A 20,138-nucleotide genomic window follows, 5' to 3' on the forward strand; every position below is an offset into this window, starting at 1 on the left:
CATGAATGGAGGTACTTTCACGCCAGGTACAGAAAAGAAGCGCCCTGGTATCTACTTCAATTTCAAAACCACAGCACAGCAGCGAATTACTTTAGGCGATCGCGGAACCGTTGCACTTCCGATTACGATGAGCTGGGGAGAGCCTAAGAAGTTCATCTCTATCTCTGGCATCGAGGACTTAAATAAAAAAGTCGGCTTAAACATCGATGACAAATCACTACTTCTTTTCCGAGAAGCGAAGAAAAAAGCACAAACAGTTCTTTTATATCGCTTGAATGAGGGTGAACCTGCAAAGGCTCAGATCAGCGAGAATTTCAACGTTCTTGCCAATTATGGCGGACAGAAAGGTAATGAGGTCACGATCCAAGTCACTGAAAACGTATTGGATAGTTCCAAGCGTGACGTGGTGACTTACGTGGGTACTGATATTGTGGATAAGCAGATTGTCACTGATGTCAAAGAGCTGAAGCAGAATAAATATGTTTCGTTTTCTGGTGAAGGTGAAGTGACAATCACAGCTGGCGTAACACTAAGCGGTGGGAAAAACGGTGTGCCAAGCGTGGCAGATTACACAGCATTCCTTGAAGAAGCTGAAACAGAATACTTTGACGTAATTGCGCTACCTAATAACACTAGCGAGCAGTTAAAAGCGACATTTGTGGCTTTCATCAAGCGGCTGCGTGATGATCAAGGACGTAAGGTGCAAGGTGTTTTGGCAAACTATCCGGCTGATCATGAAGGAATTATCAATGTCACAAGCGGTGTTCTGCTAGAAGACGGCACAGAGATCACGCCAGCCAAAGCAACTGCATGGGTGGCCGGTGCATCTGCAGGAGCAAACTTCAATCAGTCGTTAACCTTTGTTGAATATGAAGGGGCTGTTGATACATTAGAGCGTCTTGATAATGATCAAGTGGAATACCGCTTGTCACAAGGCGAATTCTTGTTCACGTTTGATGCGAGAGATCGCACAGTGAGCGTTGAGAAGGACATTAACTCCTTAACGACTTATACAACCGAGAAGAACAAGACATTCGCTAAAAACAAAATCATTCGTGTGCTCGATGCGATCAACAATGATCTCACACGTGAATTGAAGGATTTAATTAAATTACGCAAAGCAAATGGCAATGACATTCCGGCATCGGATGATGGTCTGCAGCTGGTGAAAACACTCATCACGCAATATCTAACTCAGTTGCAAGACGGATCTGGAATCACTGGCTTTGACTCTGAAACTGATATTACGATCGCTTTAAATGAAGATCGTGACGGTTTCTTGATTGATCTAGCTGTTCAACCTGTTGATGCAGCTGAAAAATTCTATTTCAATGTAGAGGTGAAATAAGATGGCTTTTAAAGCGCAGAATACCATTTCAGGTAAGGAAGGGCGCTTATTCCTCGATGGTGAGGAATTGGCGTTCATCAAGACGTTTGAGGCGAACGTGGAGAAGAATAAATCAGAAGTTAACGTTATGGGCCGTCGTATGACCGGTCACAAGACAACCGGTGCAAATGGTACCGGCACAGCGACTTTCTATAAAGTCACATCACGTTTCGTTCAACTCATGCTCAACTATGTAAAAAAAGGACAAGACCCGTACTTCACTATTCAGGCAGTTTTGGATGACAAATCATCTGGCCGCGGCACCGAGCGTGTCACATTGTTTGATGTGAACTTTGATTCTGCAAAGATCGCAGGGCTTGATGTGGATTCAGAAGCACTGGAAGAAGAGGTTCCTTTCACGTTTGAGGACTTTGATCTTCCTGAGAAGCTGAAAGATTCCTTTTAAAATTTAATCACCATAGAAAATGTAACAAAAGAACTGACTAGTGAGTGTTTTTAAATAAGGTATTTTCACTTTTTTGTACAAATATGATATACTTTTGATAAATGGGATACATGGGATAATAGTGAACCCACCCTTCACCATTCGAGAAAAAACTTGTTTACATGCAAAGTGATTTGCATACAATAAAAAGAAGCCAGGATGCGTCAACATCCCGGCAATGTACAATGAGGCCCTTCAAGGGGCTGGCTTATCAATTAGATAGTTTTAAGGATAGACTTTCCCTTCAACCGTCCAAAGCTCAAGGGGAGTCTATTTTTTGTTTATATACGTCAACAAAGCAAGGATAAACATCCCGAATAAAAGCATTAGGGAAATCGCTTGGAACGTTGACATGAGCATCACCCCCTTCCTATCGGGGATGAGCCAGACACCCTTGAGCAAGCCGTTCAATTGTACGAATTATATTATACATGAAAAGATTGGAAAGCACATTCAAAAAATGGTTGTGCTTTTTTGCATTCAAAAAACAAATCAAAGGGAGTTTTTAAACATGAGCGAAAAACAAACAAACAACGTATATGATCTTTCATTCTTTATGCCAGGACAAACAGCTGAGACAGAAGAAATCAAATCAATCATTTCAAAGCGCTTTGTTGATAAAAAGGGTGAAGTGATTCCATTCGTATTCAAAGCCATTACAACTGAGCGCATCGATGAACTAGAGAAAGAAAACACGACTTTCAAAAATGTTAAAGGTCGTGGACGTGTGAAAGACTTGGATTCTCAACGCTTCTATGCACGTATTGCAGTTGAATCAACTATTTATCCTGACTTTAAGTCAAAAGAATTGCGCGAAGCATACAACACACAAGATCCAGTCGAAGTGGCAAAACGTGTCCTGTCTGTCGGCGGTGAATATGCGAACTGGTTAAACAAAGCTATTGAGGTCAACGGTTTTGAAGACGAGATTGAGGACCTTGAAACAGAAGCAAAAAACTAATAAAAGACGGGAACAAAGAGGCTGTGTATCTTTATTACTGCATGCACGAGCTTCATTACTCCCCGTCTGAACTCTTAGAGGTCTATGAAGCGCCGAGGCAATTCAAGGCCTTTTTGTTTGGGTTGATAGCCCATAAATTAGAAGTGCTTGAAAAAGAATCAAAGAAAGGGGGATAAGACATGGCTCGTTTAACCGCTCGGTTTGATTTACAAGACCGGATCACGCGTAAATTGCGTTTGATCAGAGGAGACCTAGAGAGACTTGATAGATTGCGCCGCAGATCAGAGCGGCCAATCACTTTAAGAATCAGGGACAATGCCACAATTGCATTAAGACGTGTGCAGCGGTTTGTTTTGCGTGATCTTGCTCGAACTTATCAGCTGACACTGGATGTAAATGATCTGGCCACAAAAGCACTACGAAAGTTCAATGGCTTTTTACAACGCAAGGTGCCGCGTACTCATAGTGTGCTGATGCGCATTAAAGATCAGGCAACACCAGGGCTTGTCCGGCTGCGCCGTTATATCAACCGTAACTTTGGCAAAGTAGAACGGTTTGCCATAACGGTTCATGATCGTGCAACCGCAGGGATCAGACGTATTGCATCATATGCAGCGCGTCAACTTGGTCGGGGCTACAGCTATACAATTAGAGCCGTTGATATGGTCCGGCGCACGGTAAGCCGTATAGCGTCGTATACTCGGAACACGTTAGGTACTGAATACAGGGTGGCGATTAATGCGATTGATCGTTTCACCGCTCCAGTTCGTGGGGCTGTCTCATTTGCAAATACCCATTTGGGACGGACTTACACAACCACAATTAAGGTTCTTGATCTTATCACTAAGCCTTTACGGGGGATTGTGTCAGCTGTCACCAGTACACTTGGGTTGCTTGGAGTCGGTGCCGGTGCAACAGGTGGTATTGTCGTGCCGCTCAAAATGGTTGCGGATCGCCAAAACATGACAACGGCATTTGAAACATTGCTCGGTAGCAGAGGAAAAGCAGATGCACGACTGGATGAGCTGACAGCCTTTGCTGGTCAAACACCATTTACTCGTGATGAGATTTATGAGTCAAGTCGTGTCCTCCAAGTATTCACAGGGAACGCTCTATCAACTACAGAAGGAATGAAGCTAGTCGGGGACGTTGCTGCAGGTGTTCAACGACCATTTTCAGAAGTTGCGCTATGGATGGGGCGTTTATATGACGGCATTAAATCGGGGCGTCCTATCGGTGACGCAACGGCTGCTCTTCAAGAAATGGGGGCAATCTCTGGTGATGCCAGAGGTAAGCTCGAAAAACTTGCAAAGAGCGGCAAGGACATAAATAAAACGTGGCCTGAAGTTACAAAAGAGTTTGGCAAATACAACGACATGATGATCAAAATGTCGGACAACTTGGCCAACTTATTCCTGGGTGTTAAATCATTCATCAATAACAGCATCCTTATGCCTTGGGGTAAAGGACTTGCAGCTGCGTTCCAACCCGCTCTTGAAGCATTTAGAACGTGGCGTGGGGAATACTCCTTTGTATTGACTGACCTTTCCAACAAAGCTGAAAAAGCGGGTAAGAAATTCGCTAATAGCTTCCTTGATCCGACCAAAAGTGTTTTCGGATTTATTGGTGATCAGTTCAAAATTTTGTTCCCTGGAGAAAAACTCTCCAAGAAGCAAATGAAAGAGCTCAAAGTGAAATTTAAGGACAACCCTAAGCTGAAGAAGCACTTTGAACAACTAGAAAAATACAGAAAAATGGATTTTGAAACTCGGTGGAAGCTCGTCCTTGATAACACGAAAGATGTTTTCGGAGCGTGGTGGGAGAAGACTGGGAAACCAGGTCTTTTCAAAATGGCCGAGAATGTCGGGAAGACTTACGGTGGCATTATAAACGGTGTGATCAACGGTCTACTTGGTATTGATGACAAATCATCCGAGGACAGTTTCACTGATGCAGGAGCCAAAGCAGGAAAGATATTCATTGAATCGTTTCTTGAAGCACTTGATCCTGTGCAATTAGGTATTCGGATCGCCAAGAAGATTGGCGAGATCAACTGGAATGCCCTTACTGGCGAAGGTTCAATTGCCGGTGCGCTGATTGCCAATGCGTTTGCGCTTGCGTTCTTAGGAAAGGTGGCCACATTATTAAAGCCGCTTAAATCCATACTCTCAGGAGCCTTTGCTGCCTACAAATGGGGAAAAGGTTTAAGAGGAGGAATGGGAGCAGGAACGAGCGGCGGTGTAATTGGAGGTTCTGGAGGAGCAGGGAGACCGCCAAGGAACCAACGACCTCCTGAATATCGTCAGCCTTGGATCAATAGAGGTGAGCCGGTACGTCCAACAACGCCAAACCAAGGGCGTGGCGGTGGATTCTTAGGAAATCTCGGTAAAGGTGCAAAGAGCATCGGAAAACGTATTCCTATTCTCGGTACACTGATTGCGGCCACAGAACTGATTGGCATCAACAATGATAATAAAGGTGAAAAGATCGGTGGGTTCACAGGAAATCTAGGAGGCGGAATCGGTGGAGCGGCAATCGGAACAATGATCGCCCCTGGAATTGGAACAGCAATCGGTGGAATCTTAGGGAGCATCTTTGGCGGTGATCTTGGCAAATGGATTGGAAAGATGTTCGACAATGGAACCATCAAGAAGAAATGGGACGAGATCGTCAAATGGTCAGAGGATGCAATCAAGTGGATTAAAGATACATGGAAAGATATTTCTACTTGGTTCAATGACAACGTTGCTGAACCAATTGGTGATTTTTTTGAAAAAGCATGGACAAAAATTAAAACCACTTGGGAGAAAGTCTCTAACTGGTTCATGGAAAAAGTATTCATACCTATCTATAACTTTGTTGTACCAATCATCAACTTTGTGGTTGGTGTTTTTGTTGTTGCTTGGAACATTATTAAAACTGTTTGGGGTGTTGCATCAACGTGGTTCATGGAAAAGGTATGGAAACCATATGGTAAATATGCACTAGAAGCCATTGGATGGGTATGGAATAAACTTGTTGATACATGGAATTGGATCAAAGAGACATGGGGAGTATTGTCTGAGTGGTTTAATGAATATGTGTGGACACCATTTAAGACATATGGCATTCCAGCTATCATGTTTATCTGGAATCTATTCAAAGGTACATGGAACTGGATTAAAACAACATGGGTGATACTTGCAGCTTGGTTCGATGAGTATGTGTGGCAGCCGTTTAAAACTTACGCTTTACCAGCCATTATATTCGTTTGGAATCTATTTAGAAACACGTGGAATTGGATTAAAACTACGTGGGAAAAACTCTCTACTTGGTTTTATGAAAACGTATGGCAGCCATATAAGAAATATGCGGAACCAGCGATTACCTTCGTGTGGGAGAAATTTCAGGATGCTTGGGAAACGATCAAGGGTATATGGGATGGAGTTAGTGGATGGTTTGAAGAAAAAGTGTTTAACCCATTAAAAAAACATGCTGATAACTTAAAAAAGACATGGGAAGGAATCTTTGGAGTTGTAGGGGATGTAGTTGGTAAAATTAAGGAAACCACCGGAAATGTATTTAAGGTTTTTGAAAAAAAAGGTGAAGAAAAAACAGGTTGGAAACCTATGCCTAAAGGAAAAAAACCAGATCAGAAAGCCACAGGCGGCTATATCACCCAGCCAACCTTATCGTGGGTCGGTGAAGCTGGTAACGAATTTGTCATTCCAACTCAAAATAACCGAGGGCGCGGAAAGATGCTGCTTGCACAGGCTGCTTCTCACCTTGGAATGTCTGTTATGCCAAGCGGTGCATCACCAACCTCTCCAGCAGGTTCATCATCTCCTATGCGACCGGCTGCTGCTTCATCAGTTTCCACTTCTGCAGGTGGATCGGTATCAATTGGAGATGCGGGCAACGCATCAAAATATGGGGAACAGTTTAGCACTGACTTTGAAAAAGGGTTAAACAGCAAAGTCGTTTCACTGGAGCAGTGGAAGCAAGCCAATATCAAGCAACCATTTACTCAAATTCAGACATCGACTCCGCAGTATGGAGCGCAAACTGTCACCGGCTTTGCTGCAGGTCAAAATATGACACCAACCGGTACAGGTCAATTCTTAGATCAAAATGTAAGGCAACCTTTCTTATCCGCTCGCCAAGAGTCACCTACCTGGGGAGCTGGACTGATTGACGCATTTAATAGCGGCATGAGATCAAAAGGAAGCGAAGTGACACAAGCAGCCAAGGACATGGCCAAGAAAGTGGAGCAAGCCTTCCGCGAAGAGCTAGACATTCATTCTCCTTCACGTGTCATGATGAGTCTTGGAAAATTCGCATCGATCGGTGTCGTTAAAGGTCTTGATTCGGTCGACGTGAAGAAGTTTGCTGAAAATCAGGCTGGTTCCTTAATCGCTGCATTTAGTGGAATGGGTGCATCTAACCTGAGTGTTCAACAATGGCTAATGGCTGCATTAATGGCAACCGGAACATCTATGAGCTGGTTACCTGGATTGATGACGATCGCGCAGAATGAGTCACGTGGAAACCCGAAAGCTATCAACCTATGGGATTCAAACGCCAAGAGAGGAACGCCGTCTAAAGGATTGATGCAGACCATTGATCCGACCTTTAATTCTAACAAGGCAAGCGGCATGAATGACATCTGGAACCCGATCCATAATGCTGCAGCTGCTATCAATTACATCAAAGGCAGATATGGAAGTGTCTATAATACGCCTGGATTGAGAAGTATCAGAAACGGTGGACCATATAAGGGTTATGCAAACGGTGGTTTAATCACGCAAGAGCAAATCGCCAGAGTGGGTGAAGGAAACAAGCGTGAATGGATTATTCCTGAAGAGCGCGGCATACGTGGCCGCTATTTATTGGCTCAAGCTGCACAGGCTTTAGGAATGGACGTATACGATCCGGGCAACACTGCATCATCTGAACTTTCACAAGGGCAGGTGCAAACAGTAACAGCTGGCACAGCAAATGCACCGTCTGCTTCTGGTGGTTCAAAACAGGTCATCATTAACTTTAATGGTGATCAGCACTTCCATAACGGCCAAGATGAAGATTCACTTGTTGAAAAGATCAAACGATCAATAGCTGAAGAACTAGAAGTAGAGATCAACACAGGAACGAAGGGAGTCGTGATCGATGGCTAAATCAAAATATCAATTATGGATTTCGCAAGGAAAGGACAAATTACGATTCCCTGTCCTTCCAGAGAAACTCGAATTGAACAACAACGTACAAAATGAATCTATCAAAGTATCAAAATTTGGCGAGCTCACATTCTTGGATGTACCAGGGGCTCGTCAAATTTCATTTACAGCCTTTTTTCCGAAGAAGTATACACCGATCGCTGAATATAAAAATATTCCATCACCAGAGAATGCAATTGCCAAAATAGAGCGATTCATGAAGTCAAAAAAGCCTGTACGCTTTATCGTTACTGGAACCAAAATCAATATGCAATGCAGCATAGAAAGCTTTAATCACAATGAAGGTACGTATGACGTCGGCGATCGTGAATTCACGCTGCAGCTGAAAGAATACAAAACCGCATCACCTAGAAAAATCAAACGGAAAGCCAAAAAGAGTAGCAAAAAACGCAGCTCAAAAGGTGCACCAAAAGTATACACCGTTAAAAAGGGCGATACATTGTGGGATATTTCTGGCCGCTTCTATGGTGATAGTACAAAATGGCGCCGCATTTGGAATGCGAATAAAGCCGCAATGATCAAACGAAGTAGACGCAATATTAGACAACCTGGGCATTGGATTTTCCCCGGTCAAAAATTAAAAATACCACAATAGGGGGGCTGACATTGATTGAGCTTTTTGCCATCAGAAGCGGCACCATGTACGAGCTTGTGACAGAGAGTGTGACACTTCGGGGGCAAAGGTATCAGGCTCCCCGCTCAATACAAGCAACAATCGTGACAAAACAAGGAAGTCAAAAGTATTACAGCATCAAAGAGGGTGACACTGTTCTTTTCAAGTGGAAGGGAAAAGAGCTTTTCAGAGGAACAGTGTTTGCAAGAACACCGAAGGACGAAAAGCTCACTTTTACCGCTTATGACATGCTTCAGTATTTGGTGAAGAACCAGGATGTATATGTCTTTGCAAACAAGCGGGCTGATCAGATAATGAAGCGGCTTGGTCAAGATTTTCAGATCCCGATGACGTCAATCGCTAACACTGGCCATGTCATTAAATCGCTTGTATTCAAAAACGATACAAGCCTTTATGACATCATCTTGCAGGCTCTAAGGGAAACAAAGAAGCAAACAGGACGTAACTATCAAATCTATTCTGCTAAAGGCAAGATGGGGCTGAGAGCTTGGCCTGATCCGTCCGAAGTATGGGTCATTGAATCAGGCGTGAATCTCATTGATTATCAGTACAGCACCTCGATTGAGGAAACAGCCACACGTGTGAAGATGAGAGCGACACATGTGGAAAAAATTAAGGTGCTGAAGAAGGAAAAAAAGAAATCTAAGACTACTGACAAAGATAAAGAAAAAGATAAGAAAACGACCAAACCTACGAAGCCGAAAACTGTCACGCAAAAGAAAGAGATTGAGATGCTGGCTGTGGCGAATGATAGTGCTGCTAGAAGCAAATACGGCATCCTGCAGCACGTCGAAAGAGTGTCAGGGGAGATCAACCAAGCACAGCTGCAAAAGAGGGCTGATGTTCGTCTCTCACAGAAAAAAAGCGTGAAAAAAGAACTCAAAAGTATTCAAGCTCTAGGTATTCCTGGATTACAAAGCGGCATGCCTGTCCGGATCATCATTCCGGATATCGGCATCAAAAAAACGTACTGGATCGATCAAGACAGCCATGAATTCAAAGGGGTTAAACACACCATGACGATCGATGTCGTTGAAAAGAATACAATCCCAACGGGGAATCAGTCATGAAACTAAGTGAGGCAATTAAGCGATTGGCCGTCAATGCTGTGGATGCACAATCACCAATGGAATTGATACTCGGTGATGTTGTGTCTGTTTCCCCTCTTAATGTCAGGTTGAATGAAAATGACAAACTCATCATTCCTGAAGAACTTCTTATCTGGCCAGCTCGATTGGACGAGGGAGAAGATGATGAGCTACAAGAAGGCGATAGTGTCATGGTCCTTGCGATGACAGGCGGCCAAACGTTTTACATCTTAGATAAAGTAGTAGGAGGTGGTTCATGATGGCACTCTCTCCAGAAGAAGAAATTGAAGATTTTGAGGAAGATGAAGAGGATATTGTTGAACCTTCGACTACCTACCGAATCGACTTTGAGTCTGGCCGTTTAACCAATGAAAAGATTAATGGTCTCGATGCCATTCGCCAATTTGTATATATGGCCCTAAGAACTGAACGATATTCGCATGCTGTTTATAGCCATGACGTAGGATGTGAGGTTCAAGAAGCTGTGTCTGATGAAGAATCAACGGACGAATACAAGGAGATGGAGATTCCGCGTCTAATAGAAGAAGCACTTCTTGTTGATGAGAGAATTGAAAGTGTGCAAGATTTTGAGGTCACAAAAGAAGGGGCAACCTTTAAAGTGCTCTTTAACGTGGTGACAGATGAAGGGACCTTGGAGATTGAGGAGGTGATCGGAGATGTTTGAGGAACAATCGTATGAAGCCATCATGGAACGCATGTTGGAACGTATACCCGATGATATTGATAAACGTGAAAACAGCGTCATATGGAATGCGTTGGCTCCTGCAGCTGCCGAACTTGCTCAATCTTATATATGGCTTGACCAAGTATTCGATCTTGTTTTTGCGGATACAGCGCAGGGAGAATTTTTAGATCGACGAGCCGCTGAAGTGGGGATCACTCGTAAAGCGGCCACAAGTGCTGTATGGTCTGTTGAGGTGACACCTGAAACTATCAGAATACCAACGGGATCAAGATTCTATATCAACAATCTGTACTTTCAATATCAATCTGACGGCACTTTGAAGTGTGAAACGACTGGTGCTGTAGGCAATGGGAATTTTGCAGAACTGCCGCTTCTATCACTTGATAACATACCAGGACTAGAGTCTGTCATCTTTGAAGAATTGAAGATACCAGGTCAAGAGGAAGAAGACGATGAAGCTCTGTATGAACGATACTTAATGAGAGCAAGACGTGAAGCTGTCAGTGCCAACAAAGCTCACTATAAAAAGTGGGCTGAAGAAGTTGAAGGAGTTGGCAGGGCGAAGGTCTTCCCGCTTTGGAACGGGGAAGGCACAGTAAAAGTTGTCATCACAGATGGGAATTTTGATGTTGCGACGGATCTGCTCGTCAATAAGGTCAAAGAGTACATTGATCCGGTTCCAGGAGAAGGAGAAGGGCAAGCACCGATCGGGGCTACTGCCACTATTGAAAGCGCCAAGTGGAAAGATGTTGAGGTGTCCGTATCTGTGGAGCTTAAAATGGATTACTCCATTGAGGATGCACAAGAGGAAATTGAAGAGAAGGTCAAAGCGCTTCTAAAATCACTTGCCTTTGAAGAAAATGTGATCAGAATGTCAGCGATCAATGACATTTTGTATCATGCGGATAGTGTGTCTGATTATGCGGATGTATTGATCAACGGTGAGGCAAAAAACTTACCGCTTCAGGACATTGAGATTCCGCGTCTAGGGCAGGTGAACGTTATTGAGCAAGCTTGACGAAATGAAAGCCTATCTACCTTCCTATCTAACGGAGATCACTGAATTTGATGAATTAATGAAATCAGAGGCTCCAGAGATGGAAAGGCTAGATGATTCTATTTTTGATATGACTGATCAACTGTTTCCGCTCACTGCCACGTGGGGGCTTAATCGATGGGAAAGGATGCTGAAGGTGCAGCGTGAGTCAGGTGATTCTATTGAGCTGCGCAGGGCACGTATATTGAATCTTATGTCCAATATTCCACCGATCACTTATGCTTCTTTAGAGAGGGCAGTCAATCGGTTCTTGAAGAACCCTAGCGCAGTGGTTCGTCTAACGACAGGCCGCTATCATTTCTCTTTACGGGTAAACCTGGATGATCTACAAAACACAAGATACATCGTTGAAACACTGGAAAATCTCAAACCGGCTCATTTGGCTTACAAATTCACAAGCGTTCATCACACAGACGTTCACAAAATAAAAGATTATCATAACCGGCTCACACTGCGCAGCAGAGTGGGCTTTTTTGATCACATCCCGATCCTGCTGAATGGGGAGTTTTTACTGAACGGCACTTTTTATTTGAGCGGATCGCGCAATTCAACTGACATCCCTGTTCGGTTTAGGCAGTCTTTAAAATTGGCTATGAAGTTCAAAAAAGAAATGAAAGTTCTTGGACGTACAAGATATGTCATGGTAGGAGCCAAACACGAAACGGATCAACAAGCGGCTCTTACGCTTCGATCGCGCTTCAATCAGTTTAGAAAAGAAAAAAAGAAAATGACATTCCGCATGGCTGCTCATGTATCAAATGAGCAAAGTGGAAGTGTAATCATTAAGCAGAAATATTGGACGCTTGATGGCTCAGTACCGCTAGACGGTTCAAAATATCTAGCTGCTACGTCCAAACAAATAGATTTATAAAGGAGGATCATAATGGCTGATCAATTAACCGTTACAACGCTTTATGCTCGGCAACAAATGGCGAAGGCTAGAGCGGAAGGAACGAAGCTCACAAAAGTGGTTAAGATGGCTTTCGGAAAGGGTGGGACGAAGGATGGGAAACCAATCTCACTAGACGGCACTGAACAAGAACTCAAAAAAGAACTTGTTCAAAAGGATATTGATTCATATGAGTTTATGGAACCAGCCAAAATTCGCTACACCTGCACCATTGCTGAAGGTGAGCTTGCTGGAGAAGTCATCAACGAATTGGCTCTTGTTGATGAAGATGGGAAGTTTACGGCCATTCGTACAATGACGGACAAGCAAAAAGATGGTGACATTGAATTCATCTTTGAGATTGATGACATCTATTAAGAAAGGAGCGATCATTGATGGACATTAAATCTCCTAAGACTTTTGAAACAAGTGACAAAGCTCATGCTGATCTGTTCAATGACATGGTGAAGGTATTACTTGAAAATGATACTGGACTGTTAGATCAACTCGGTGGCCATATTGGTGACACCAAGCCGCATGCATCAGAAGCAGAGAAGAAGAAATGGAATGAATCGCAGTTATATAAGATCACAGCTGATGACGGCAAATACTTGATTTCTGTTCCAGCTGATAAAAATATTTATGATGCGATTAAAGACAAGGGAACCTGTACTTTTATCGCTTCCCCAGGAGTAGAAGATTCTCCAGCCCCTAGTAACGCCTATTTAAGAGGAATACAGACAGTTGGCCAAGATAAGATTGGGACCGGTTTTGCGGTAGACACGTCAGGTAATGCGTATTACTTCTACTATAATTCTAGCCATATATCTATCACTTGGACGCAGCTGCCGTCAGTTGCCGAAAGGAATAAATGGAATAATGGTCAGTTATATAGGCTCACACCAAACGATGGAAGAATTGCAAGGGTTCCAAATGGTACCGATATATTTAAACTACCGACAGGTCCTTACATGGGAGCTCAACTCCTTAATACTCCTGTACAAAATGACGGGAGTTTTTATTACGTTGACGTTTTTGAAACAGCCTATGAGCAAAACGAAGTAGTATATAAACGTATTATCGCTACAAGATCTTTTGATAACATAACTTGGATTGGTACATTCCATGCTCAAGGTTTCAAAGGGTGGGAGAGAATTACAACCAGTAAAGATGCAAAACTCGACTGGAAGTTCCCAACAATTGAAAACGGATGGAAAACATACAAATCCGAGGTCAATAATGACTATCGGGTTCGCGTTGCGAAGGATGCGATGGGGATTGTTCATGTAACTGGAGCCATCGCAGGTGGAACAATTGGGGATGTACATGCCTTTATGTTGCCAGAAGGATGTGAGCCACCATTCCCTATTTATAATGTAGGCATTGCATCTAGTACAGGAGGATTTAAGGGACCTCAATTTAGTCGTCAGTATATAGCAACGAATGGTCGATTTATCATACAAGATACAACCAGCAATAATGAATTCATCACAGTTAACTGCACCTTTAAAGCAAAGGAGTGATTTTATGAAGCCTATATACGCCTTTGATAAAGATTTTAAGTATATAACTGGTGGAGATAAAGAAATACCCGATGATGCTGAAATTCCAGAGGGTTTTACAGATGTTCAACCGCAAGAAGGGTTGTACATCGCAAAATACAATCCTTCAAGTAAGACATGGAGCGAGTCGGCAACCCAGGAGTACATTGATAGCTTACAAACAGAGCAACCGCCGTATGATATTGATTTACTAAAACAGCAAAATGCGGTGTTAACTAAACAATTGAGTCAGCTTTCAAAAGATGCAGCTGCAGCTAAATTGCGTGAGGCACAAATGGCAAAACAATTGGCTCAACTCATGACTGAGATTCAGGAGTTGAAGGGTGGTGAAAAATCATGATATATCCAACAGTTGCGGATATAAAGCAGTTTTGGGATTGGAAGTGTTATGGTCCAGAGGATATTGCTTTTTATGTAGAAATCGGTTGGATTAACAAAGAAGACTATGAGGAAATAACAGGAGAACAATACGAAGCCTAGAGGGGCTTTTTATTTTGCCTTCTTTAAGGAGGTGGACAAAGTGAAGGAGTAGGTGAGTATGGTGGAAATGGATTTGGCTCAATATTTGATGACACAAGGACCCTTTGCGGTTCTTTTTTGTTGGGTATTGTTTTATGTTCTCAACACGACAAAGGAAAGAGAAAACAAGCTCAATGAACAAATCGAAGCGCAAAATGAAGTGTTAGCAAAGTTTAGTGAAAAGTATGATGTCGTGATCGACAAGCTCGATAAAATTGAACGGAATTTAAAATAGGAGGGAACATTTATGAAAAACTTCGACAAAGGCACGGTGATCCGCACGGTGCTTCTATTTATGGCATTGATCAACCAAGCGTTAATTCTATTTGGCAAGCCAATATTGCCGATCAGTGAGGATCAAGTCACTTCATTGGCTGAGACATTGTATCTTGCTTTCTCAATGATCTTCACAATCGTAACAACCCTTGTTGCATGGTTCAAAAACAACTATGTGACTGACAAAGGCAAGTTACAAAAAGAAGTCCTGAAACAAAAAGGATTAACAAAATAAAAGCTGCCTTCGGGTGGCTTTTTAAATTCCATTAAACGAATGGGGAGAACACAAATGAATTTTAGACAATTAAGCAAGCTTGTTGATCTTCGAGGAAAAACAAAAAGAAACGGGAGCTATTCAAATGTGGGTGTCAATGCAAAAACGGACATCGCGGTACATCATAGCTTAACAACATCGGGAAACAGCGCAGCTTTTGCAAACTATCATGTAAGCACTAATGGTTGGCCGGGTGTAGCTTATCATTTTGTCATTCTCAAAGACGGTACAATTGAATGGAATCATGATCTAGGAATCAAATCTTATCATGTAGGTAACTCAAACCGCTTTGCTATCGGCATTTGTCTTGTGGGCGATTTCAGAAGTGAAAAGCCGACAGCAGCACAGGAAACGAGTTTCCGAGCTTTAGTAACGGCATTGAAGAAAGATATGCCGAACTACAAAAGAACAAGAGGTCATAATGAGTTTCCGGGCTATTCTTGGAAAGCGTGTCCTGTCTTTGATTATAAGGCAGTTTTAGCTGGTACAGTAAAGCAAACAATTACAAAACCAACGAAGGCATCACCAGCACCATCCAAAAAACCAGCTTCCAAGCCTTCTAAAAAGACATACAACCTGCCTTCTGGCATTTTAAAAGTGACAAAGCCTCTTACAAAGGGATCAGCAGTAAAAGCCGTACAGCAAGCCCTAGCGGCGGTTTACTACTACCCGGACAAAGGAGCGAAAAACAACGGTGTTGATGGCTATTACGGACCGAAAACAGCGGATGCGGTCAAACGGTTCCAATTGATGCATGGACTTGCTGCCGATGGCATCTATGGTCCAAAGACTAAAGCGAAGCTCGAAAAGTTATTAAAATAAAAAGGGCAGGCGGTTATGCCTGCTCATTTCCAAAAAGTTTTATATCTTTTTTACCATTACTTTCTCGCCGTTAAAGTCCAGTTCACCATTAAATTGAAATCCGAATTTTAAATATAGATTTTTAGCAGGTTTATTTTCTTCATATATACTTAAGTAAATTTTATTGCTTTTATAAATTTTAGTAAGGTGTCGAATCAGGGCATCAAGCATTTTCTTACCCAAACCTCTTCCTTGAAAACGTTCATCAATAAAGAACCGATCAAGCCAAACTCTCCCATCTTCGTTTGTTTTTGAATCCCCTGGAAATAAACCATACATCGCAAAACCGATTAGATCACCTTGATAGTAAAGTGCTGCTGGTTGATAATATTCACATTTTACAGCATCTTCTAAACAAACTTTTGATGACTCGACATAAGATTTTTGTTGTCCACTTACTTTTAAATCCAATACTGCCGCACGATTATGATCAGTTACCGGCTTTATTTCTATATTCATTACATATTCCTCCAATGTTGTTGTGTTTAGTATCGACTAGCGACTCTTAAAATTTTCTTATCCAAGTACATAAATCATAAAGTATACTGTTACCATATAGTCAAGGAGGATGTTATTTTTGAATAAAGATTTAAAGAAGTATTTCACAACAGGAGAGTTTTCAAAGCTTTGCGGCATAAAAAAGCAAACTCTTTTTCATTATGATGAGATAGGCTTATTCTCACCAGAAATTAAAAGGGAAAACGGTTACAGATATTATTCATATCATCAATTTGAAATTTTTCAAGTCATTAGTCTATTCAAAGAACTTGGTGTTCCATTAAAAGAAATAAAACGATTAATAAAGCAAAGAACACCAGTAAAGATATTGGAAGTTCTTAAAGAAAAGTCTATTGATATTGAAAAGAAAATTCATAAATTTAATCAGTTGCAAAAAATTCTAAAAACTAAAATGCAATTAATTGAACAGGCACTTGAAACTGATTTTTCATCGATTTCTTTAAAATTTTTACCCGAAGAAGAATTTATGTTAAGTAGAAAAACATTAAATTTATCTGAACGAAAATACGTGGCAGCAATTTCAGAGCTCATCCATCTTGCTCAACACTATGAGCTAGATGAAGGATATCCGATAGGAGGTATCCTTTCGCAAGATCAAATTCTAGGACAAGACTTTTATAATTACAGCCATTTCTATATGAAAATAAAGGGTTATTCAGAGAAAATAAATTATTTTATACGCCCAAAAGGTATGTATGCTGTAGGTTATGAGATTGGTGGTGAAATTGAAGATGCGTACCGTAGAATAATGGAATTCGTTGAAAATAAGGGATTAAAGATCGGTAAGAATGCATATGAAGAATATATGTTAGATGAGATGACAGTAGATGGTTACGAAAATACTTATGTTAAAATTCTTCTTCAAATTGAAGAGAGATAAACAAATGCAATTCAAACTCAATACGTCAAACAGATTAATAAATAAGAATTATGCAATGTGAAGTGCATGAAAATATTAAACCCCTTTCCTTAGTGGATTGGGGCTTTTTTATTTGTCTTAAATTACATACTTTACTACTAATACACCATTTGACATTCGGTCATTTGTAACTATGGAAATTACTGTATATTTTAAGTTATGCTTGATGGGATTAAAAAGGGGAGGGTTTGATTTGAATAAAAAATGGATAACAAGAGTTTCATTATCCATTGTAGCTGCGTTGGGTATCTCCTGTACGCTTGGAGAGTTTGCAGATGCAAAAGCTAATCAGCCACAATATGAACAAAAAACACCGTCTGAATCATTTACAAAAAACGATGCTGAATTATATCAAGGCGCGTTAGATCTTGGTCTAACTGACAATGACATCTTCAAAATCGACAGTCTTTTCGACAAAGAAGATAAAGCCACAGTACATAATGCGTTTGTTGTAGTGATGAGTATAATCACAGGCATAGCTGCGGTTATTGGTACCGGTTACGGTGCAGGTCGCTATATTGCAAAACAACTGTACAAACGTAAACAGCTTTCAAAGGCATATTATAAAAAACATAGATGGAAATTCAGAGCCGCTTTGGTGCCGGTCATCGGCATTCCTGGAACGTTTGGCTTTGATGACTACTACATGGACATATGATTATGTTTGAATATATTTTGATTTTACTTATAGTTGCAACTTTGTTACTAACCGTCGTAGAGGTTTCAAAACTCAAGAAAGAAAATAAAATCCTCAAAAATGAAATTGAGGATTTAAAGAAAAACATTAACAAATGAAATTATTGGCCGCCTAGAAGGACGGCCTTTTTATTTAAAGTATTTTTACATTAAGTATATCTGCAAATTTTATTAAATTTGTATCAGAACGGCTATCTTTTACATGAAACAGTTTCTTTATGTGGTCCACGTATACAACTCGCCCCGAAATTTCTCTGGAAAACCCATTATCGAATAACTCAAAATTGAGGGGCATGTCCTCTCTCATTGCGGTTGCAATGGTGTATTCAAATTCTTCTAATTGCTCAGGACTTAGAATCGGCTGTTCAATTTTCTTTTTTGAAAGATGCAGTTGTCTTAATGCCTCATTATGTTCAGGCAAGATGAATTTCATTTTCCACCTGTTTTGATCCTTCCGATCATCCCACATACTATCACCTCAAAAGGAATTATAACCGAATGTTTGTTCTGTGTCTAAGTTTGAGTTATAATAAATTTATATACGGTTTACCCTGCGGAAACAGGGGAGAAAAATTCGTATATTTCAATGATTTACTTCTTTATCAATCCACTATTACTCATGTATTACTCACACGGCTCCTTTGCAGGAGCTCTTTTTTTGTTATTTTTGCGGTATCTTTTCGGTGCTTTGTAAATTTCTGTATGTAATAATATATGTAATATAAGGGAAATTCGTGGAAGGGGAGTAAGGGATGGAGAAAGTTCTTTCTTCACATGTTGGTGTGAAAATAAATGAATGGTATAAAATGATTCGGCAATTCAGTGTTCCAGATGCTGAGATTTTGAAAGCAGAGGTAGAACAAGAAATTGAACGAATGGAAGAAGACCAGGATTTACTGATTTACTATCAATTGATGTGCTTTCGTCATCAGCTTATGCTTGATTATATTAAACCCTCAGAGCAGCGCTCTATATCCATTGCAGACTTAGTTGATAAAATAGAAAATTCCAACCATAAATTGTCCGGCATGCTGCAGTATTACAACGCGTTTTTTCGTGGGATGTATGAGTTCAGTATAAAAGAATATGTACAGGCCATCCAATACTATAAAATGGCCGAGAAACAACTTACGCTAGTTATAGATGATATTGAGCAAGCCGAGTTTCACTTCAAGGTGGCTGAAGCCTACTATATTATGAAACAAACTCACGTTTCTATGCATCATATTTTAAAAGCGCTTGAAATCTACGATCAATACGATCTGTATAAAGTGAGAAAAATTCAATGCTTATTTGTAATAGCAGGAAATTATGATGATTTGGCTCGACACGATAAATCAATTCCTCATCTAAAGAATGCAATTAAAATTGCAGAGGAAATTGGAGATCAAAAAATCCTAACTAAAGCATTTTTGAATATTGGCCATACATTTGATAGAGATGGTCAATGGGATGAAGCTATCAATTATTTTGAGAAGGCTATTCAAAAGGCAGATGATGATTCTGAGCTTCTTACCAAATTGTATTTTGCGATTAGCTGTACGCAATTTAAAGCAGGAAGACTTAAAGAAGGAGAAGCATCTTTAAAACAAGGAACTAATATACTTGAGGAAGCCCCTAATAAGCTTTATGAAAATCTATTTACCTTCTTAGAAGCGGTTTATGTTAATAATATAAATGAGGAGCAGCTGGCCGAAGTGTTTCAGTATCTAGAACAGAAACAGCTTTTCGCTTACGCTGAGGCATGCTATATAGTGTATGCAGATGAGTATGGGAAACAAGGTCAATTTGAAAAAGCAACAGCTGCTTATCAAAAGGTATTAGAAACACAACTCAAAATTCAGAGAGGGGATTGTTTGTATGAGTTTTAAGAAGGGTTTTACGATGATTGCTCTTACTGTGGTTGCAGCTGCAGGAGTGTACACTATTGCAACTGATCGAAACACTACATCGATAGAAATACAAAAAATCGATCGAAACACGACTATGATCGATCGAAACACAACTTCTCAAAACGTATAGGCAAAATTAAAACAGACCCTGCATGGTCTGTTTTTTTATGGGGACGGATTGGGGACCAACCCTTTCAGTTTTGTTCAGAAATGAAAATATTTATTCAGAAAGGCTCATCA

23 protein-coding genes and 1 pseudogene are annotated in these 20,138 nt (G+C 41.0%); 21 read left to right on the top strand and 3 right to left on the bottom strand.

Annotation, left to right across the window (positions count from 1 at the left end; translation table 11 throughout):
* Position 1: 1 nt before the first annotated feature.
* Both NSS65_RS06115 and NSS65_RS06120 read left to right on the top strand, forming a co-directional pair.
* A complete protein-coding gene (locus tag NSS65_RS06115) occupies positions 2-1,348 on the top strand; it encodes a phage tail sheath family protein (RefSeq protein WP_342467367.1) in 1,347 nt (448 codons plus the stop codon).
* A gap of 1 nt (position 1,349) precedes the next feature.
* A complete protein-coding gene (locus NSS65_RS06120; RefSeq protein ID WP_034282378.1) occupies positions 1,350-1,793 on the top strand; it encodes a phage tail tube protein in 444 nt (147 codons plus the stop codon).
* A 309-nt stretch (positions 1,794-2,102) separates the two neighbouring features.
* Here the strand turns inward: NSS65_RS06120 and NSS65_RS06125 are convergent, their stop codons facing one another.
* Positions 2,103-2,192: a putative holin-like toxin gene (locus NSS65_RS06125; protein WP_074041930.1), complete on the bottom strand. Its 90-nt coding sequence runs from the start codon at positions 2,190-2,192 to the stop codon at positions 2,103-2,105.
* Positions 2,193-2,343: 151 nt separating this feature from the next.
* On the opposite strand from NSS65_RS06125, the gene NSS65_RS06130 reads away from it, so the two are divergent.
* The 16 genes and pseudogenes from NSS65_RS06130 to NSS65_RS06205 all read left to right on the top strand — a co-directional run bounded on the left by NSS65_RS06130 (position 2,344) and on the right by NSS65_RS06205 (position 15,833).
* The gene (locus NSS65_RS06130; protein WP_178897061.1) at positions 2,344-2,793 is read left to right on the top strand and encodes a phage portal protein; all 450 of its coding nucleotides are present in this window, start codon (positions 2,344-2,346) and stop codon (positions 2,791-2,793) included.
* Positions 2,794-2,816: 23 nt separating this feature from the next.
* A complete protein-coding gene (locus NSS65_RS06135) occupies positions 2,817-2,969 on the top strand; it encodes a hypothetical protein (RefSeq protein WP_226650603.1) in 153 nt (50 codons plus the stop codon).
* A gap of 3 nt (positions 2,970-2,972) precedes the next feature.
* Positions 2,973-7,946 carry a transglycosylase SLT domain-containing protein gene (locus NSS65_RS06140; RefSeq protein ID WP_342467368.1) on the top strand — a complete coding sequence of 1,658 codons (4,974 nt, stop codon included), beginning with the start codon at positions 2,973-2,975 and terminating at the stop codon, positions 7,944-7,946.
* On the top strand, positions 7,939-8,601 hold the full coding sequence (locus NSS65_RS06145) for a LysM peptidoglycan-binding domain-containing protein (protein WP_087977383.1): 663 nt from the start codon (positions 7,939-7,941) through the stop codon (positions 8,599-8,601). Before NSS65_RS06140 ends, NSS65_RS06145 begins: the two co-directional genes overlap by 8 nt.
* A gap of 11 nt (positions 8,602-8,612) precedes the next feature.
* The gene (locus NSS65_RS06150) at positions 8,613-9,710 is read left to right on the top strand and encodes a phage portal protein (RefSeq protein WP_256688626.1); all 1,098 of its coding nucleotides are present in this window, start codon (positions 8,613-8,615) and stop codon (positions 9,708-9,710) included.
* Positions 9,707-9,988: a DUF2577 family protein gene (locus NSS65_RS06155; RefSeq protein WP_256688625.1), complete on the top strand. Its 282-nt coding sequence runs from the start codon at positions 9,707-9,709 to the stop codon at positions 9,986-9,988. The genes NSS65_RS06150 and NSS65_RS06155 overlap by 4 nt, the downstream gene beginning before the upstream one ends.
* Positions 9,988-10,413, top strand: a complete 426-nt coding sequence (locus tag NSS65_RS06160) for a DUF2634 domain-containing protein (RefSeq protein WP_144484817.1) — start codon at positions 9,988-9,990, stop codon at positions 10,411-10,413. The genes NSS65_RS06155 and NSS65_RS06160 overlap by 1 nt, the downstream gene beginning before the upstream one ends.
* On the top strand, positions 10,406-11,452 hold the full coding sequence (locus NSS65_RS06165) for a baseplate J/gp47 family protein (RefSeq protein ID WP_256688624.1): 1,047 nt from the start codon (positions 10,406-10,408) through the stop codon (positions 11,450-11,452). Before NSS65_RS06160 ends, NSS65_RS06165 begins: the two co-directional genes overlap by 8 nt.
* Positions 11,439-11,879: pseudogene (locus NSS65_RS06170) on the top strand (YmfQ family protein); the annotation flags it as partial. The gene NSS65_RS06165 and the pseudogene NSS65_RS06170, both read left to right, overlap by 14 nt.
* A 495-nt stretch (positions 11,880-12,374) precedes the next feature.
* On the top strand, positions 12,375-12,758 hold the full coding sequence (locus tag NSS65_RS06175) for a phage tail protein (RefSeq protein ID WP_216889114.1): 384 nt from the start codon (positions 12,375-12,377) through the stop codon (positions 12,756-12,758).
* A gap of 17 nt (positions 12,759-12,775) precedes the next feature.
* Positions 12,776-13,903 (top strand): hypothetical protein, encoded by a 1,128-nt coding sequence (locus NSS65_RS06180; protein WP_326135069.1) that lies wholly within the window; start codon positions 12,776-12,778, stop codon positions 13,901-13,903.
* Positions 13,904-13,907: 4 nt separating this feature from the next.
* Positions 13,908-14,282, top strand: a complete 375-nt coding sequence (locus NSS65_RS06185; protein WP_326135070.1) for a hypothetical protein — start codon at positions 13,908-13,910, stop codon at positions 14,280-14,282.
* Positions 14,279-14,422, top strand: a complete 144-nt coding sequence (locus tag NSS65_RS06190; RefSeq protein ID WP_034282362.1) for an XkdX family protein — start codon at positions 14,279-14,281, stop codon at positions 14,420-14,422. The genes NSS65_RS06185 and NSS65_RS06190 overlap by 4 nt, the downstream gene beginning before the upstream one ends.
* A gap of 61 nt (positions 14,423-14,483) precedes the next feature.
* Positions 14,484-14,696: a BhlA/UviB family holin-like peptide gene (locus NSS65_RS06195; RefSeq protein WP_025092921.1), complete on the top strand. Its 213-nt coding sequence runs from the start codon at positions 14,484-14,486 to the stop codon at positions 14,694-14,696.
* Positions 14,697-14,708: 12 nt separating this feature from the next.
* The gene (locus NSS65_RS06200; RefSeq protein ID WP_101676414.1) at positions 14,709-14,972 is read left to right on the top strand and encodes a phage holin; all 264 of its coding nucleotides are present in this window, start codon (positions 14,709-14,711) and stop codon (positions 14,970-14,972) included.
* A 54-nt stretch (positions 14,973-15,026) separates the two neighbouring features.
* Entirely contained in the window at positions 15,027-15,833 is an 807-nt protein-coding gene (locus NSS65_RS06205; RefSeq protein ID WP_101676413.1) for an N-acetylmuramoyl-L-alanine amidase, read from the top strand.
* A gap of 39 nt (positions 15,834-15,872) precedes the next feature.
* On the opposite strand, the gene NSS65_RS06210 is transcribed toward NSS65_RS06205, so the two are convergent.
* Positions 15,873-16,331 carry a GNAT family N-acetyltransferase gene (locus NSS65_RS06210; RefSeq protein ID WP_326135071.1) on the bottom strand — a complete coding sequence of 153 codons (459 nt, stop codon included), beginning with the start codon at positions 16,329-16,331 and terminating at the stop codon, positions 15,873-15,875.
* 118 nt (positions 16,332-16,449) lie between these two features.
* On the opposite strand from NSS65_RS06210, the gene NSS65_RS06215 reads away from it, so the two are divergent.
* Both NSS65_RS06215 and NSS65_RS06220 read left to right on the top strand, forming a co-directional pair.
* Positions 16,450-17,271 carry a GyrI-like domain-containing protein gene (locus tag NSS65_RS06215; RefSeq protein ID WP_176967269.1) on the top strand — a complete coding sequence of 274 codons (822 nt, stop codon included), beginning with the start codon at positions 16,450-16,452 and terminating at the stop codon, positions 17,269-17,271.
* Positions 17,272-17,503: 232 nt separating this feature from the next.
* Positions 17,504-17,968 (top strand): hypothetical protein, encoded by a 465-nt coding sequence (locus tag NSS65_RS06220; protein WP_176967270.1) that lies wholly within the window; start codon positions 17,504-17,506, stop codon positions 17,966-17,968.
* Between the two features lie 171 nt (positions 17,969-18,139).
* On the opposite strand, the gene NSS65_RS06225 is transcribed toward NSS65_RS06220, so the two are convergent.
* Entirely contained in the window at positions 18,140-18,475 is a 336-nt protein-coding gene (locus NSS65_RS06225; protein ID WP_176967271.1) for a YolD-like family protein, read from the bottom strand.
* Between the two features lie 283 nt (positions 18,476-18,758).
* Between NSS65_RS06225 and NSS65_RS06230 the strand changes: the two genes are divergently transcribed.
* Positions 18,759-19,877, top strand: coding sequence for a tetratricopeptide repeat protein (locus tag NSS65_RS06230; protein ID WP_176967272.1), 1,119 nt, complete (start codon positions 18,759-18,761; stop codon positions 19,875-19,877).
* Positions 19,878-20,138: the final 261 nt, after the last annotated feature.

The sequence above is a fragment of the Bacillus sp. FSL K6-1006 genome (genome assembly GCF_038593175.1).
Classification (GTDB): domain Bacteria; phylum Bacillota; class Bacilli; order Bacillales; family Bacillaceae; genus Bacillus; species Bacillus safensis.

Coding starts and splice junctions, on each gene's coding strand:
- NSS65_RS06115 (WP_342467367.1), top strand. CDS start 2: ATGAATGGAGGTACTTTCACGCCAGGTACAGAAAAGAAGCGCCCTGGT.
- NSS65_RS06120 (WP_034282378.1), top strand. CDS start 1,350: ATGGCTTTTAAAGCGCAGAATACCATTTCAGGTAAGGAAGGGCGCTTA.
- NSS65_RS06125 (WP_074041930.1), bottom strand. CDS start 2,192: ATGCTCATGTCAACGTTCCAAGCGATTTCCCTAATGCTTTTATTCGGG.
- NSS65_RS06130 (WP_178897061.1), top strand. CDS start 2,344: ATGAGCGAAAAACAAACAAACAACGTATATGATCTTTCATTCTTTATG.
- NSS65_RS06140 (WP_342467368.1), top strand. CDS start 2,973: ATGGCTCGTTTAACCGCTCGGTTTGATTTACAAGACCGGATCACGCGT.
- NSS65_RS06145 (WP_087977383.1), top strand. CDS start 7,939: ATGGCTAAATCAAAATATCAATTATGGATTTCGCAAGGAAAGGACAAA.
- NSS65_RS06155 (WP_256688625.1), top strand. CDS start 9,707: ATGAAACTAAGTGAGGCAATTAAGCGATTGGCCGTCAATGCTGTGGAT.
- NSS65_RS06160 (WP_144484817.1), top strand. CDS start 9,988: ATGGCACTCTCTCCAGAAGAAGAAATTGAAGATTTTGAGGAAGATGAA.
- NSS65_RS06165 (WP_256688624.1), top strand. CDS start 10,406: ATGTTTGAGGAACAATCGTATGAAGCCATCATGGAACGCATGTTGGAA.
- NSS65_RS06175 (WP_216889114.1), top strand. CDS start 12,375: ATGGCTGATCAATTAACCGTTACAACGCTTTATGCTCGGCAACAAATG.
- NSS65_RS06180 (WP_326135069.1), top strand. CDS start 12,776: ATGGACATTAAATCTCCTAAGACTTTTGAAACAAGTGACAAAGCTCAT.
- NSS65_RS06185 (WP_326135070.1), top strand. CDS start 13,908: ATGAAGCCTATATACGCCTTTGATAAAGATTTTAAGTATATAACTGGT.
- NSS65_RS06190 (WP_034282362.1), top strand. CDS start 14,279: ATGATATATCCAACAGTTGCGGATATAAAGCAGTTTTGGGATTGGAAG.
- NSS65_RS06200 (WP_101676414.1), top strand. CDS start 14,709: ATGAAAAACTTCGACAAAGGCACGGTGATCCGCACGGTGCTTCTATTT.
- NSS65_RS06205 (WP_101676413.1), top strand. CDS start 15,027: ATGAATTTTAGACAATTAAGCAAGCTTGTTGATCTTCGAGGAAAAACA.
- NSS65_RS06210 (WP_326135071.1), bottom strand. CDS start 16,331: ATGAATATAGAAATAAAGCCGGTAACTGATCATAATCGTGCGGCAGTA.
- NSS65_RS06225 (WP_176967271.1), bottom strand. CDS start 18,475: ATGTGGGATGATCGGAAGGATCAAAACAGGTGGAAAATGAAATTCATC.
- NSS65_RS06230 (WP_176967272.1), top strand. CDS start 18,759: ATGGAGAAAGTTCTTTCTTCACATGTTGGTGTGAAAATAAATGAATGG.